Consider the following 16,707-nt stretch of genomic DNA (forward strand, 5'->3'; position numbering starts at 1 on the left):
TTATTAGAAATTAAGGCTTAATCCAATCATTGAAACCAAAGGACGTGGATAAATGTTATTATCAATACCACCGCTCACTTCAGGATCAAGTCCTTTATATTTTGTAATGGTAAACACATTCTGTACAGTAGCATAAACTCTACCTCCCAACTTACCAATAAGATTATTGAAAGAATATCCCAAAGTTATATTATCACACTTCAAGAATGATGCATTCTGAACAAAATAGTCTGACATAAAATAGTTTCCTATACCTTGGAAATTTTTCTCCAAATGCGGCTTTGCATAGTTGGTAAAGAATCCAGATTGTGCATAAACAGCAGCCTTACCTATGTTTGAGTTATTAGACTCTACATTGTTAAATACATAATTATTTAAACTAGCACGAAGAGTAAAACTGAAATCCCAATTCTTATATATCATCTTTGATGATAATCCCATCAATACATCAGCAGCAGGTTTCTTATAGAAATATCTATCTTGATCACTTATTATACCATCACCATTACGATCGACATATGTATTTTCGATAGGCATACCCTTTTCATCATATACTTGCTGATATACATAGAAAGAATTAGCAGGATGTCCTACTGAATGAGCCTGAACTGTATTACCTGTTCCACCGGAAATACCACCAGTAGCGATATAGTATCCTTCCTGATCACCTGTCGTAAGCTCGGTAATCTCATTCTTATTCCATGTCAAGTTATAACTCAAATCCCAAATGAAATCATTGGTCTGAATAACTTTTCCACCTATAGTAAATTCAATACCTGTATTCTCTAACGTACCGACGTTACTCAAAACTGTATTTTTAAAGTTAGAACCAGCAGCTACGTTTACAGTCTGAAGCAAATCTCTCGTCTGACGTTTATAAAAATCAATAGAAGAAGTAAATCTACCATTCAAGATTCCAAAATCCATACCAGCATTCCATGTAGTAGTTTTTTCCCATGTAAGATTTGTATTATAAGCATTAGGTCTTGACAATGATCCATCACCGATTATAGGGTAATATGCGTGTTCTTTATTTTCAACATATGAAACAAAGTAACTGTATTCACTAATACCTTCCTGTTGACCAGTAATACCCCATCCTAAACGGAGCTTCCAATCAGACATCCAATCATATTTCTTAGCAAAAGCTTCTTCATTAATTCTCCATGCAAAAGCAAATGAAGGGAATGTACCCCATCTGTTATTCTTATTAAATTTAGAAGAGCCATCGGCACGTACTGTTGCTGTAAGCATATATCTGTCTAGAAGAGTATAATTGGCACGTCCGAAGAAAGATACGAGGTAACTTTCGTTTGCCCATTCATTAGTCTTCACGTCATACTTTTGTCCTGCAAGTTCAGTATTATTGTTTGTAGCCTGATAAAATCCCCAACTATCGCTTGTACCTTCTCTATAGAAATGCTGCCATTCATAACCTCCCATCACGCTTATGTCATGGTTCTTCAATTCTTTAGAATATTGTAAATAAGATGTAAGCAACATATTAGATTTATCTATTACATCAAAACTATGTCTTCCATAATAGTTATTGCTAGCTGAGCGAGGATCTATATCATTAGTCTGTTTACCGGTTGATAAATCCATACCTGCATTAACGTGGAAATTAAATTCAGGCATAAAATGGAATTTATAATCCAATTCAATGTTTCCGATCAATGATTTGGAAGTGGCACGGTTATTTTGAAATTCCAAAGTAGCTACCGGATTCTGTTGTGCCAATGAGTTATATGCCAAAGGCCATGATGAGTCGTTGTACTCATTGTTTCCTGTCCACTGGAAATACCCACCAAAAGAAGTTACATAATCAGGATCATTATTATATATGGATTGAGTTGGATCAAATGTAGCAGCTGCTCCTACTACACCACCGTCTGCATATCTGTTCTTTGCAATCATACCTTTAAGATTGGCATTAATTTTAAGATGATCATCAAAGAATGTAGGTGCAATACTAAATGAACCTGTATAACGTTCAAAATTAGATGTCTTGATAATACCGTTTTGATTAGTATAACCAAAAGAAACACGGAAAGGTGCACCTTTGATATTACCAGCTGCAGTTACATTGTGGTCAGTACTCCATGCTGCACGATAGATCTGATCCTGCCAGTCTGTATTGGCAGAACCCAACTTTCCATACTGTTCGCTGTCCTTACCATAAATACCTGCAATGAATTCACGATATTCATTACCATCCATTACGTCCAAAGTTTCTTTAACATTACTCAAAGAAACGTTTCCGTTATACGAAACTTTAACTTTTCCTGATTTAGAACCTTTCTTTGTAGTTATAATGATTACACCATTAGAAGCACGAGAACCATAGATAGCAGTGGCAGAAGCATCCTTCAATACTGTAAAACTCTCAATATCATTTGGATTGACCATTGAAAGTGGGTTTGAAAGACCTTGCACCCCCTTATCATCCATTGCAAAACCATCAATAACTATCAAAGGGTTATTAGAAGCATTTAATGAAGATCCACCACGAATACGTATTGTTGAACCACCACCTGGTGTACCACCATCAGATATTACACTAACACCTGCAATCTTACCTTGCATCATGTCTTGTGCATTGGTTACCAATCCTCTATTCATTTCGTCCGGCTTAATTGCTGTAACCGAACCTGTAAGGTCATTTTTCTTTGCTGTACCATAACCAATAACCACAACATCTTCCAACAATTGAGTATCATCTTGTAAAATAACATTCATCTGTTCAGCTGCAGGAAGTTCCTGAGGCTGATAGCCTATAAACGAAATTACTATAATATCTCCTTTATTAGCCTGAAGAGTGAAAACACCGTCAAAATCAGTGATTGTACCATTTGTTGTACCTTTTACAATTACATTTGCACCAATTACGGGTTCTCCAGTCTTGTCTTTCACAATACCATTGACTGTTATAGCTTGTGCAAAGCCTTGTACAGCCATCAGCATTCCTACCAAACATAATAGCAGGAACTTTCCATTAGAATTTAAGATTTTACTTTTCATTTGTTATTTAATTAAGTGTTAATAAATAGCCTAAATAAAATATACCTATTGAAAACTTAGATTTACCCTAATAAAAACATCTTTCATATTTTGATTTTACAATACCTAATAGGTTATTCCTACCTTTAAGCAACTGTATAAACCTTGTTTTTACCTTCAAAAATATATTATTCAGATTTTGTATGACTATTTGATTTCTTTAATTGATATGGCATAACCACCACCCACACCTGCAGTAAGTTTAAGTTTTGACTTGTTTGTCACTTTTTTCTTGGTGATGGTATATGCCTGTGGATTATTATCCCAAGATATTCCTTTTGCATCAGCATATATAATAGCCTCATATTTCTTGTCTGGAGTCAGGAAATCAAGTTTAAGATCGGATTTGTGTCCGTTATATCCGGCTGTACATCCTACATACCAGTCGTCTGTACCTTTGGCACGACGTGCAATAGTAATGTATTCACCCGGTTCAGCTTCAAGGTAACGGCTTTCGTCCCAGTCTATAGCCACATCCTTAATAAACTGGAAAGCATCCATAAAGCGTTCATAGTTCTCAGGAATATCTGCTGCCATCTGGAGAGGACTGTACATAGTGACATAAAGTGCCAACTGACGTACCAATGTACTGCGTACGCGAGATGTATTTGTAGGATTCATCTTACTGCAATCAAGCTCAAATATACCAGGAGTATAATCCATAGGGCCTCCTATCAGACGAGTGAAAGGAAGTATAGTGGTATGATTTACATTACTTCCACCGAATGATTCATATTCTGTTCCACGAGCTGACTCATTACCAATCAAATTAGGATATGTACGGCACAAACCTGTAGGACGTACTGCTTCATGAGCATTTACCATAATTTTATAGTCGGCAGCCTTTTTAACTGCGTAAAGATAGTGGTCAACCATCCACTGTCCGTAATGATGTTCTCCACGAGGAATAATATCGCCCACGTATCCACTCTTTACAGAGTTATATCCGTTATCTACCATAAACTGATAGGCCTTGTCCATGTGGCGTTCATAGTTTCTTACAGAAGAAGATGTTTCATGGTGCATCATCATTTTAACACCCTTGCCGGCTGCATAACGGTGAAGCTCTTTCACATCAAAGTCTGGATAAGGAGTTACGAAATCAAACACATAATCTTTTGTTTTGCCAAACCAGTCTTCCCATCCTTCATTCCATCCTTCAACAAGTACTGCATCAAATCCGTGTGCAGCTGCAAAGTCAATGTATTTCTTCACATTTTCTGTATTGGCAGAATGTTTTCCGTTAGGTTTTGTCTGTTTATAATCTGTAATTCCAAGTTTGACGCTAGGAACTTCATCAGTATAAGCCCATGAACCTTTTCCGGTAATCATATCCCACCATACGCCTACATACTTCACAGGATGTATCCATGATGTATCTTCTATCTTACATGGTTCATTAAGGTTTAATGTAACACGAGCAGCCAATATATTACGTGCATCATCACTTGCAATCACAGTACGCCAAGGAGATACACATGGAGTCTGCATGTGACCTTTATCACCTCTGGCATCAGGTGTAAGCCATGATTCGAAAATCATATTCTTGTCATCAAGATTAAGGTGCATGCATGAATAATCCACCAATGCTGCTTCATGAAGATTAATATACAGACCATCATCAGTTTTCATCATAAGAGCTGTCTGAACTCCTGTAGGCGAGAATACATACTGAGATGAATTAGGAGTGATTGCGTCTTTCATTTTTCCACGGATTTCACTCAGACGTGATGTAGTGTAATCATATTCCTGAGTATCATAATCTCCCGGAATCCAGAAAGCCGTATGGTCTCCAGCCATTGCAAACTGAGAATGTTCTTCCTTGATAATGAAATAATTAAGATTCTTCTGCTGAGGGAACTCATAGCGGAAGCCTAAACCATCGTTAAACAAGCGGAAACGTATTACTATGTAACGGTCGTTTGACGGCTGGTCAAGCGTAACAGCCAGTTCGTTATAGTTATTGCGAATTTCTTTTTCTTCTCCCCAAACAGGACTCCAAGTCTCATCAAAAGTGGAAGTACTTGTATCTTTTATTTTAAAACCAGTCATAAGATTGGTTTTTGCGTCAAGCTGATCTTTGTCTGTACGTTCCGTCCATTCGAAAGTTGTCTTCTTATTTGCATCTTCTTTTTTAAGTTCAAGTCCCAATGTGCTTGGCTTAATAACCGGCTTATCTTTATAAGAAAGTTCATAAACCGGTGCCCCCTCAGGACTGAGACTAAAATTCATAACAAAATTACCATCAGGCGAAGTAAGTTTCTGGGCATTCACTGCCATAGCGAAACAAATACATGATGTTAATGAAAAAAAACTTTTAAGGTTCATAGCTTTTCAGGTATTTAAGTTTTAAAATTTCAGGTTAGAAAAACTCTCTGCTGCAAAAGTATGGTTCTTAGTAACGCTTTTCTTGATTTAGAAATAAAATATAAATGTCATATTGCAGAAAATATTACATAAACATCTGATTATATGACATTTATATCTATATAGCAATAACTGATTTTATAAATGATTTTTAGAAGGTCAAAAGTAGTATTCCACGTTTTTCAAGAAGTAATTCATCATTTAAAGCCACTTTTTTTCCTGTAATAAAGTCAGTTGCCTCAGATTTCGGAAGTACTTCCTTATATGGTGCTAGATTTAAAGTCTGATTTTCGTCTGTTCCATTCATAACAACTACTACAGAGCTGTCATTATACTTTCTTTCATATACATAAATTCCATTACGTATAGCGAAATGTTTCATCGTACCTTTACATATAGCCTCGTTACCTTTTCTGAAATTCAAAAGCTTACGAGTATAATCGAATGCTTCGTTCTGAAGTTCTGTTCTACCCTCACGTGTAAAACAGTTTACTTTATCTCCTTTCCATCCACCAGGAAAATCACGACGCAGATATCCGTCTCCTTCACTCTTATCGGCTGCCATAAGGATTTCCGTTCCGTAATATATTTGAGGAATTCCTCTTGTTGTTAGCAAATATGTTATTGCCTGTTTATAACGTGTGATGTTTTTTGAATCTTCTTCATTCTTACAGAAACGAGATGTATCATGATTATCAAGGAATGTCAAAAGGCTCATAGGATTGGCATATACGAAATCCTGAGTATGGTAATCATATAATCTGTAAAGACCGCCTGACCATTCGGTAGTTTCCTCATCAAAAGCTTTTGTCATAAGATCTGTAAGAGGAAAATCCATCACTGTAGGAAGATTTGAGTTCTTAGGAGCGGCAAGCTTGCTGTCTTTCTGCCAATAAGAAACAAGAACATTGCTATTTAGCCATGTTTCGCCTACGATATTGAAATGAGGATATTCTTCAAGAACCTCCTTGCACCATGTTGACATAAAATCATAATCAGCATATGGATGAGTGTCCTGACGTATTCCGTTGATTCCTGCATATTCTATCCACCATATACTGCTCTGGATAAGATAACGGGCAACGTGACGGTTTCTCTGATTCAAATCAGGCATAACCTGAGTAAACCATCCGTCTGTAGCTATGGCCTTTTCATAATCAGAAGCATGAATATCCATTACGCTTGCTGTCTTAAACGATGTCTGTACATAATTGGAACGGAAATTAAACCAATCATCCTGAGGTCTGTCCTTGAACAGATAGTTTTCACTTCCGCAATGATTGAAAATCATATCCATAACAACTTTCAATCCTTTACCGTGAGCCTCGTTTACCAATTGAAGGAACTCTTCGTTACTACCAAAACGTCTGTCTATCTGATAGTAATCAGTTATGGCATATCCATGATACGAGCCATCTTTCATGTCGTTTTCCTGTGTAGGATTAAGCCAGACAGCTGTCACACCAAGATCAGATATATAGTCCAAATGTTCTGATATACCTTTAAAATCTCCACCATGACGGGCATACTGTTCATTTCGGTCAACTTTATTTTCCAACATTCCAGGCACTACATCGTTTTCAGGATTTCCGTTTGCAAATCTGTCCGGCATTATAAGATAAAGAACATCACTTGAAGTAAATCCTTCTATATCCGAGCCTTTACGTGTACGCTCTTTCAGTTCGTACGGAACTTTAGTTACCTTGCGACCATTCTTAAGTATTATATCAAACTTCTGTGCCTTAGCATCATTCAGGTCAAGATAAATGATAAGATAATTGGAATTGGACTGTCTGACTATTTCCTTCAGATAAATATTTTTACTGGAAATGGAGACTTCGGAAGAAGATATGTCATCGCCGTAAAGCAAAACTTGTAATTCCGAGTTTTTCATTCCGGCCCACCAGAATGTAGGTGCAACCTTCTTAATTACCGCATACGATTTTGAAGAAAAAGGAAATAATAATGACAATACAGCCATAACGGTTAACAGTGTTTGTTTCATGATATTGATTTTTACATTTAAATATTGATATATTGCAAATTTAAGATTATTGTGGATACTTTATTATCAGCATAATAAAAAATATAAACATATTGAGCATATAAATCATTGATATTAAATATATTACTCAATGTATATCACACAAAAAATATAAATAAAAACATATTTAAATGTCGATAAAATAACACTCGCGTTTTTGTACTTATAGATAAAAAAACATATTTTTGTATCAGCTCTAAATTAAATGTCATGAAAAACATATTTATAATACTAATTTATATTCTTATTATACCTACGATTTTAAAAGCCAATCCAGAAAATGAAAAGTTGTTGAAAGAACTCGATAAAGTAATTTCAAACAAAAAATATTATCATAATCTGAGAGAAGAGAAGTTATCCCAATTAAAGGACAGTCTCAAGCGTTCTAATGATATAAGTGAAAAATATAACATTAGTGGCGCTCTTTTCTATGAATACTTGCATTATCAGGCAGATTCATCATTATATTATATTAATATGAAGCACAAATACTTTCCGTTGCTTAACAATCCGGAACTTGAAGACGAAATACTAATAAACAGAGCTGAAGTATTCGGAGTTATGGGAATGTATAATGAGGCTAAAAATGAACTTGACAAGGTTAATAAAGCCAATATAACCAATAAAGGACTTTTAGGATATTACTATAGAACTCGCAGAGCATACTACGGATGGCTTGCAGATTATACTGCTGACGACAATGCCAGCAAATGTTATTCCTTAAAAACTGAAATTTACAGAGATTCCATTTCACAACTGGGAATAACAGACATTAACTTCAAAATAAATCAAGCCGAAAGAATGATTCATGACGGTGACTATAGGAATGCTATAAAAGCTTTGTTACCGTTGTTGTCAGATTCAATAAACTTAAAACGAAAGGTATATGTGAACTATACTTTATCAGATGCTTATGAAGCAATAGGAGACACATCAAGCCAAATAAAGTATCTTGCAAATACAGCAATAATGGATATAAAGATGGCAGAACGTGAATATGCTTCGCTACAGAAACTGGCATTACTTATGTATCATCAAGGGAATCTGGACAGAGCTTACAATTACTTGTCATGTTCCATGGAAGATGCAGTAGCTGCCAATGCAAGACTACGATTTCTTGAGGTAACGCAAATATATCCTATCATAGATAATGCATACCAAAAAAAAGAAGCTGAAAAACAAAATGCGACAAGACGACTGCTTATTGGTATAAGTGTATTAGCCTTTCTTCTTATAATAGCAACTTTCTACCTTTACTATTGGATGAAGAAACTATCTATTATGAGAAGAAATCTGTACAAGGCCAACAAGAAACTTGTTGAAGCTAATAGAAATCTTGCCCAAACAGGTAAAATAAAGGAAGTATATATAGCTAAATATCTGGACCGATGCGTTGTATATCTTGAAAAACTGGAACAATACAGACGTTCACTTGAAAAGCTTGCAATGGCATCTAAAATAGACCAACTGTTCAAGACTATACGGTCTGAAGAATTCATACGAGACGAAAGAAAGCTATTCTACGATGAATTTGACCGTTCATTTCTGGATCTTTTTCCAAATTTCGTAGAAGACTTTAATAATCTGCTTACGGATGATGGTAAAATATACCCCAAAAAGGATGAACATCTGAATACGGAACTAAGAATATTTGCCTTGATAAGACTGGGAGTGACAGATGCAAATCGTATAGCACATTTTCTAGGGTACTCACTGGCAACAGTATACAATTATAGAAGCAAAATCAGGAACAAAGCCAAAGGAGACAAAGACAGATTTGAACAGGATGTTATGAACTTATAATCAATCATATTTCATTAACCTATAGACCAAAATAATAATAAAACATATAACTATATCATGAAAAAAATACCTGATTTGAGTTTCTGGAAACTATGGAATATAAGTTTCGGATTCTTTGGTGTGCAGATTGCATATGCATTACAAAGTGCTAATATCAGTAGGATTTTCTCCACACTAGGAGCAGACCCTCACAGTCTTAGTTATTTCTGGATTCTGCCCCCATTGGCAGGAATCATCGTACAGCCAATCATAGGCGCCTTGAGCGACAAAACTTGGTGTCGTTTCGGGCGAAGAATTCCATATCTGTTTATCGGAGCAATTATAGCAGTTATGGTTATGTGCCTGTTGCCTAATGCCGGAAGTTTTGGCATGTCTGTATCAGCAGCCATGATTTTTGGTCTGCTTTCGTTAATGTTTCTTGATACTTCAATAAATATTGCCATGCAACCGTTCAAAATGATGGTTGGTGACATGGTAAACGAAAAACAGAAGGGACTGGCATACTCAATCCAAAGTTTCCTTTGTAATGCCGGTAGCCTTGCTGGTTATTTATTTCCGTTCATTTTCTCGGCCATAGGTATAAGCAATATAGCTCCAAAAGGAGTGATTCCTGATTCTGTGATATATTCGTTCTATATAGGAGCAGCCATACTTATTATGTGTGTAATTTACACTACAATAAAAGTCAAGGAATATCCACCACAACTATATGCAGAATACCATGGAATAAACAACGAACAAAAAGAAGAAAAAACAAATGTATTTAAACTTCTGGTGAAAGCTCCAAAAGCATTTTGGACAGTAGGCCTTGTACAATTTTTCTGTTGGGCTGCATTTATGTTCATGTGGACTTACACAAACGGAACGGTTGCAGCAGGAGTGTTTGACACGCCTTCAGTAGAAATAACAAAAGAGGGAATTAAAAGTCTGGTGCTTGACACACAGTCATACCAATATCAGAATGCTGGTGACTGGGTGGGGATTCTATTTGCCGTGCAAGCTATAGGTTCCGTTATATGGGCCACAGTATTACCCTTGATAAAGAATCGTAAACTGGCTTATTCGCTAAGTCTTGTACTTGGAGGAATAGGATTTATATCAATTATGTTTATAAATAACCAATATGGACTTTTTGTATCATTTCTTTTAATAGGTTGTGCTTGGGCTGCTATGCTGGCACTTCCTTTTACAATCCTTACAAACGCATTGACAGGAGGTCACATGGGAACATATCTGGGACTCTTCAACTGTACAATATGTATCCCCCAAATTATAGCAGCATTAGCAGGAGGATGGATTCTGAAAATGTTCACTTCTCCAGGAAGCGTTCCTCCGGAAGTAAACATGCTTGTATTGGCAGGAATACTTCTTATCATTGGAGCTTTATCTGTAGGAATCATAAAAGAGAAAGAATAAAGCTTATACTTTACTTTAAAAGGCACAAATGACCATTATTGTCATTTATGCCTTTAATATCTCACTCAGTAATATCTTCAGAGGATTTATCTTTCCCTTGCATATAAATCAAATCATTATTTTTTATATACCGTTGGTAATACGAAAGCAATAACGTCGTACAAGGTAGCGCTATAATCATACCTAGCATACCCATCAATGAGCCCCATACAGACAACGACAATAATATAATGGCAGGATTCAATCCTGTTATCTTGCCCATTACCTTAGGGACAATATACATATCCTGAATAGCCTGTACCACACAAAATACTAAAAGCGCAAGTCCTAAAATTACCCAAAAACTTTCTCCAGTATCAGCAGCCTTCAACAGAGCTAATATCACTGTAGGAACAAAACCTATAATCTGAAGATAAGGGACCATATTAAGCAAGCCTATAAACATTCCCAAACCTATTGCCAAAGGAAAATCAATTATAAGAAAACCGATACTGAACAATATTCCTACGCAAAATGCCACAAGTGACTGTCCACGAAAATACTTATTCATACTATCTTTAATGTCTTCTATTACTCCCATTACCATTCCTCTGTGTTTTGCTGGTAATAGTGTAACCCACCCTTCGGCAATTTCTTCATAATCCAATAATATGAAAAACAGATACAGTAAAACAATGAACAATGTAAATATTGTCAATACAATATTGTATGAAGTAGACAATAATGACCACATTTTCGGTAGAACACTTTTTAATGCATCAACAAAATTTTCAGAATTTAATTTTTCCTGTACCCATTGCCAATTGACATTATCATGTAAGAACTCAGTCAAATCTTTAGGTATAGAAGTAAACTTTCCTCCTTCCGAGAAATATATCTCCAGTAAAGATTTCAGTTTTACACACTCCTCAACCATAGGCGGAACAATCAGATAAAATGCTCCTGTCAACAAAACAATAATGCTCAACATCACTAGAAAAATAGCCAATGCCCTGTTCTTTATTCTTAGTTTATCTTGATAGAACTTTACCATAGGATACATAAGATAAGCTATTATCCAGGCAATAAAGAAAGGTAGAAGCACACCACTAAGCCTATTAAGCAGATATAATACTGCAATAAAAACAACCCCACCCAATACTCCACGGATAAAGCTGTCAAACGTTATTTTCTTTTGACCATTCATAAAGTATTTTCTTTTATTTGCATATATGCAAAAATACAATTCTTGTTTGTAAATTCTAATAATTAAACTCCAAAATTAGTGGTAATCATTATAATAGAGCTTTTAAAATACAACTTCTGTTAAATATTAACACAAAATCACCTTAAAGACCAAAAACTTTCTACCTTTGCTACGAACGACGTCAAAAACAGAAATATGGGTAAACTATATGTAGTGCCTACACCTGTAGGAAACTTGGAAGATATGACTTTACGGGCAATTCGTGTATTGAAAGAAGCAGATCTGATTCTGGCTGAAGATACACGAACTTCGGGAATTCTCTTAAAACATTTTGAGATTAAGAATTCAATGCAGTCTCATCACAAATTCAACGAACATCAAACAGTAGAACACATTGTATCAAGAATAAAGGCTGGCGAAACCATAGCTCTGATATCAGATGCTGGAACACCGGGGATTTCCGATCCAGGATTTCTAGTAGTACGAGAATGTGTTCGAAACGGAATAGAAGTACAGTGCCTTCCAGGAGCAACAGCTTTCGTACCGGCCATAGTTTCTTCAGGACTACCTAACGAACGTTTCTGTTTCGAAGGATTTCTGCCTCAAAAAAAAGGTAGAATGACAAGGCTAAACTCACTGGTTGACGAAAGTCGTACAATGATATTCTACGAATCTCCATACCGATTACTTAAAACACTGACCCAATTTGCTGAAATTTTCGGAAAAGAACGGCCTGTATCAGTGTGTCGCGAAATCTCAAAGCTTCATGAAGAGAGCGTCAGAGGGACACTGGAAGAAGTAATAAACCATTTCACCGAGATAGAACCAAGAGGTGAAATAGTTATAGTACTGGGAGGCAAAGAAGAACAAAAGAATAACTCTAAACAGTAATAATTATGAAAAAAGTAGTATTAACCTCATTGTGTTTTGCAGCATTACTGGCTTCATGCAACAATCTTGGTCAAAAAAAGGATGCGCTACAAGCGCAAAACGATTCATTAATGTCTGAATTGTCTAACCGCAATGCCGAATTGGACGAGATTATGGGGGCATTCAATGAAATACAAGAAGGTTTTCGCGAAATAAACGAAGCTGAAAACAGAGTTGACCTTAATGGCGGTGCAATAGAAAGTCAGTCTGCTGCCAATAAAATCAAGGATGATATCAGATTTATCAGCCAGAAACTGAAAGACAACAGAGAAAAAATTGCAGAACTGGAAAAACAACTGAAAAATAGTAATTATAAAAGTGCACAGCTCAAACGTGCTCTTGAAAATCTTACAGCTGAACTAGCTGCCAAGCAACAACAGATCGAAACTCTTCAGTCTGAGCTGGCTTCAAAGAACATAAGAATAGCTGAACTTGACGAAGCTGTTACTGATCTTACAAAGAATGTTGACCAGTTGTCTGCAGAAAATGAAGAAAAAAGCAAAACAGTTGCAGCTCAAGACAAGGCTCTTAATACTGCATGGTACGTTTTCGGAACAAAAAGTGAACTGAAAGACCAGAAGATATTAAAAGGTGGCGACGTTCTGAAAGATAATGATTTCAATAAGGAATATTTCACAGAAATCGACATTCGCAAAGATAAGGTAATTAAACTATACTCTAAACGTGCTGAATTGCTGACTACTCATCCTGAAGGTTCTTATAAACTTGAAAAAGATGATAAGGGACAATACGTTCTCGAGATAACCAATCCTAACAATTTCTGGAGCGTTTCAAGATATCTGGTTATTCAAGTAAGATAATTACATCTGATAAATAAATTATGGCATGCAGAACTTTAAAATGATTCTGCATGCCATTTTTATATATTATAAGGCTTATTTATCATTCCATTGACTTAAGCATTCTCTTTAATACCACAGTGGCAGAAATCTCACGGTTTGCAGCTTCAGGTATAACAAGAGAAGTTGGAGCCTCTATCACATCGTCTGTTACAATCATATTTCTTCGTACAGGCAAACAATGCATAAAATAAGCATTATTTGTCACAGCCATGTGTGCAGCATCTACAGTCCAGCTCATATCCTTTGACAACACTTTTCCATAGCTCTCTGGATTTGTTACTCCGGGACATGCCCAGTTCTTGGCATAAATAAAGTCTGCACCTTCGAAAGCTTTGAGCTGGTTATATTCAACTTTTGCGCCACGGACAAATTTAGGGTCAAGCTCATAACCTTCAGGATGAGTTATCACAAAATCAACATCTGCCTCATTCATAAAATCGGCAAATGAATTTGGCACTGCCTGAGGCAAAGCCTTTGGATGAGGAGCCCATGTCAGAACTACTTTAGGACGGTCTTTCTTCTTGTACTCTTCAATGGTAATCAAATCGGCAAAAGCCTGAAGCGGATGACCTGTAGCTGCCTCCATAGAGAAAACCGGCTTACCAGAATACTGAATAAACTGATTAAGTATCTTTTCCGTATAATCGTCCGTACGGCTTTCAAACTGTGCAAAAGAACGAACGCCGATAATATCACAATAAGATGCCATCACTGGAATAGCTTCAAGCAAGTGTTCGCTCTTGTCGCCATCCATTACTACACCACGTTCTGTCTCCAGCTTCCATGCTCCCTGATTAACATCAAGCACTATTACATCCATACCAAGATTTCTTGCTGCCTTCTGTGTGCTCAAGCGGGTACGTAGACTATTGTTGAAGAATATCAGCAAACAGGTCTTATGCCTGCCCAACGATTCATATTTATAACGGTCTTTCTTTATCTCAAAAGCTTCGGACAAGGCTGTTTTCAAGTCTCCCAAATCGAATACATTTGTATATGTTTTCATAACGTTTATGTATATTAATTAGTTTATCTCTACAAAAATACTACAAAAATGCAATAATATTCTATTTTAGCATACTTTTATTGCATAAATTTCCCATTACAATTATTTTCTTATTTGCCCATTACCTTCAATCAACCATTTGTATGTAGTGATTTCTCTCAGTCCCATAGGGCCTCTGGCATGAAGTTTCTGGGTACTGATACCGATCTCAGCACCCAAGCCAAACTGGGCACCATCGGTAAATGATGTCGGAGCATTGACATATACACAGGCGGCATCTACTGCTCTCTTAAAATAATCTGCTGCCCTGTTATCCTCAGTAACAATGCACTCACTATGTTTTGAACTATACTTAAATATGTGGTTTATTGCCTCGTCAATGGAACTGACAGTTTTAATGGACATCTTGTAATCAAGAAATTCTGTACCGAAACTTTCCTGAGTGGCATGATGTAATAATTCCTGTGGATAAAATCCTTTAAGAGCATCATAAGAATTCTTGTCGGCATAAATGATAACATTACTTATCGATAGCATGGAACAGATTTCTGGTAAGTCATCAAGTCTGTCAGAATGTATCAACAGACAATCAAGAGCATTACATACGCTTACCCTTCGTGTCTTTGCATTATTGACAATGCCGGTTCCTATTTTAACATCACCGGCAAGATCAAAATAAGTATGACATATTCCCGCTCCTGTTTCAATTACAGGAACTGTAGATTCTTTTCTGACATAATTTATCAGATTACTGCTGCCACGCGGGATTATAAGATCAATAAAGTCATTAGCATGTAACAGCTCTGCTGTAGCTTCACGGTCCGGTGGGAGCAAGCTGACTATATTCCTGTCAACACCGAATTTATCAAGCACTCCATGAATTATATCAACAATAGCTTTGTTGGAATTATAAGCATCACTTCCGCCTTTTAATATACATGCATTACCACTCTTCAAACATAAAGAGAAAACATCAAAACTAACATTAGGACGTGCTTCATATATAATACCTATTACCCCGAAAGGTACACTGACCTTCTTCAAGACCAAACCATTCGGACGCACATCCTCGTATAAGACATTTCCTAAAGGCGAGGGAAGCTTCGATACGTTCTTTATATCTGACGCTATATCGTCAATTCTAGAGGCTGTAAGCCTCAATCTGTCATATTTAGGATCAGATATATCCATACTATCCAAATCCTTTGAATTTGCCTCCAAAATCGCTTTATTATTGGCTATAGCAGCATCAGCAACAGCTACAAGTATTTCATTGATTAATTTCACATCAAGTAAAGCTAACTTACGCGAAGCCAGCTTTACAGCCTGAAAAGTTTCATAAAGTTCCATAATTAACTGTTTTTCAATCCATTTTTCGCAAAAATATGATTAATATTCGAAATATGTCCATTTAAGTTAAAAAAACTTCGATATTATTCGAATTATATCATGCTATATAATGTTTCACACTATTTTCTTGCATTTAAGAAGAAAAAAAACTAACTTTGGAAATAAGACAGAGATTATTAACCCTAGTATTACTAACCGTTTAAAAACAATGACTATGGCAGACATCAATTATGAAGCATTAGTGGAGGTTTTCAAAGGTAGCCTTTGGGAAGCTGAATTAGTAAAAGGGCTATTGGAATCTGAAGGAGTTCAGGCTATGATTAAAGACGAAACATTATCAGCAGTTACGTCTCCATACTCAGAAATGGGCGGAGCTGTATTGGTAATGGTTAATAAAGAAGAGGAAGTTTATGCAAGAAAACTAATTGCAGAAAGAAAACAATAAATAACCTATTATTTCACAATCACATCATTTCAGACTTATCTTATTGTAATTCCATGTCTGGAACTTATTAGTGAATATTCATCTTCTCAGAAGAGTTTATTCTGGATTTCTCAGATCCTGATTTTATAACCTGTATAAACGCAAGAATCCCCGACGTATCTCTACCTCGGGGATCTCTCTTATAAAACGGCGACTACCTACTCTCCCACAATATGCAGTACCATCGGCGTGACGAAG

Annotated in this window: 11 protein-coding genes; 5 read left to right on the forward strand and 6 right to left on the reverse strand. The window is 36.2% G+C overall.

The window, feature by feature from the left end; all coding sequences use genetic code 11:
* Positions 1-3: 3 nt before the first annotated feature.
* The 3 genes from Q0486_RS14185 to Q0486_RS14195 form a co-directional block, all read right to left on the reverse strand.
* Positions 4-3,021, reverse strand: a complete 3,018-nt coding sequence (locus Q0486_RS14185; RefSeq protein WP_299234727.1) for a TonB-dependent receptor — start codon at positions 3,019-3,021, stop codon at positions 4-6.
* 186 nt (positions 3,022-3,207) lie between these two features.
* A complete protein-coding gene (locus tag Q0486_RS14190) occupies positions 3,208-5,388 on the reverse strand; it encodes a glycoside hydrolase family 97 protein (protein WP_299234730.1) in 2,181 nt (726 codons plus the stop codon).
* 190 nt (positions 5,389-5,578) lie between these two features.
* Positions 5,579-7,432 carry a glycoside hydrolase family 13 protein gene (locus Q0486_RS14195; protein ID WP_299234733.1) on the reverse strand — a complete coding sequence of 618 codons (1,854 nt, stop codon included), beginning with the start codon at positions 7,430-7,432 and terminating at the stop codon, positions 5,579-5,581.
* 249 nt (positions 7,433-7,681) lie between these two features.
* Here Q0486_RS14195 and Q0486_RS14200 point away from each other — a divergent pair, with 249 nt between their 5' ends.
* The gene (locus Q0486_RS14200; RefSeq protein WP_299234736.1) at positions 7,682-9,274 is read left to right on the forward strand and encodes a DUF6377 domain-containing protein; all 1,593 of its coding nucleotides are present in this window, start codon (positions 7,682-7,684) and stop codon (positions 9,272-9,274) included.
* A gap of 57 nt (positions 9,275-9,331) precedes the next feature.
* The gene (locus tag Q0486_RS14205) at positions 9,332-10,690 is read left to right on the forward strand and encodes an MFS transporter (RefSeq protein WP_299234739.1); all 1,359 of its coding nucleotides are present in this window, start codon (positions 9,332-9,334) and stop codon (positions 10,688-10,690) included.
* A 61-nt stretch (positions 10,691-10,751) separates the two neighbouring features.
* Here the strand turns inward: Q0486_RS14205 and Q0486_RS14210 are convergent, their stop codons facing one another.
* The gene (locus tag Q0486_RS14210; protein WP_299234742.1) at positions 10,752-11,876 is read right to left on the reverse strand and encodes an AI-2E family transporter; all 1,125 of its coding nucleotides are present in this window, start codon (positions 11,874-11,876) and stop codon (positions 10,752-10,754) included.
* A gap of 195 nt (positions 11,877-12,071) precedes the next feature.
* Between Q0486_RS14210 and rsmI the strand changes: the two genes are divergently transcribed.
* Both rsmI and Q0486_RS14220 read left to right on the forward strand, forming a co-directional pair.
* On the forward strand, positions 12,072-12,767 hold the full coding sequence (rsmI, locus tag Q0486_RS14215) for a 16S rRNA (cytidine(1402)-2'-O)-methyltransferase (RefSeq protein WP_299234744.1): 696 nt from the start codon (positions 12,072-12,074) through the stop codon (positions 12,765-12,767).
* Between the two features lie 5 nt (positions 12,768-12,772).
* Positions 12,773-13,627, forward strand: a complete 855-nt coding sequence (locus Q0486_RS14220) for a hypothetical protein (RefSeq protein WP_299234747.1) — start codon at positions 12,773-12,775, stop codon at positions 13,625-13,627.
* Between the two features lie 82 nt (positions 13,628-13,709).
* Here Q0486_RS14220 and Q0486_RS14225 read toward each other — a convergent pair whose 3' ends face one another.
* Both Q0486_RS14225 and Q0486_RS14230 read right to left on the reverse strand, forming a co-directional pair.
* Entirely contained in the window at positions 13,710-14,675 is a 966-nt protein-coding gene (locus Q0486_RS14225) for an acetylornithine carbamoyltransferase (protein ID WP_299234750.1), read from the reverse strand.
* Positions 14,676-14,777: 102 nt separating this feature from the next.
* Entirely contained in the window at positions 14,778-16,025 is a 1,248-nt protein-coding gene (locus Q0486_RS14230; protein WP_299234753.1) for a glutamate-5-semialdehyde dehydrogenase, read from the reverse strand.
* Between the two features lie 214 nt (positions 16,026-16,239).
* Between Q0486_RS14230 and Q0486_RS14235 the strand changes: the two genes are divergently transcribed.
* Positions 16,240-16,470, forward strand: a complete 231-nt coding sequence (locus Q0486_RS14235; protein ID WP_299234755.1) for a DUF2007-related protein — start codon at positions 16,240-16,242, stop codon at positions 16,468-16,470.
* Positions 16,471-16,707: the final 237 nt, after the last annotated feature.

The sequence above is a fragment of the uncultured Bacteroides sp. genome (genome assembly GCF_937912035.1).
GTDB lineage: Bacteria > Bacteroidota > Bacteroidia > Bacteroidales > Bacteroidaceae > Phocaeicola.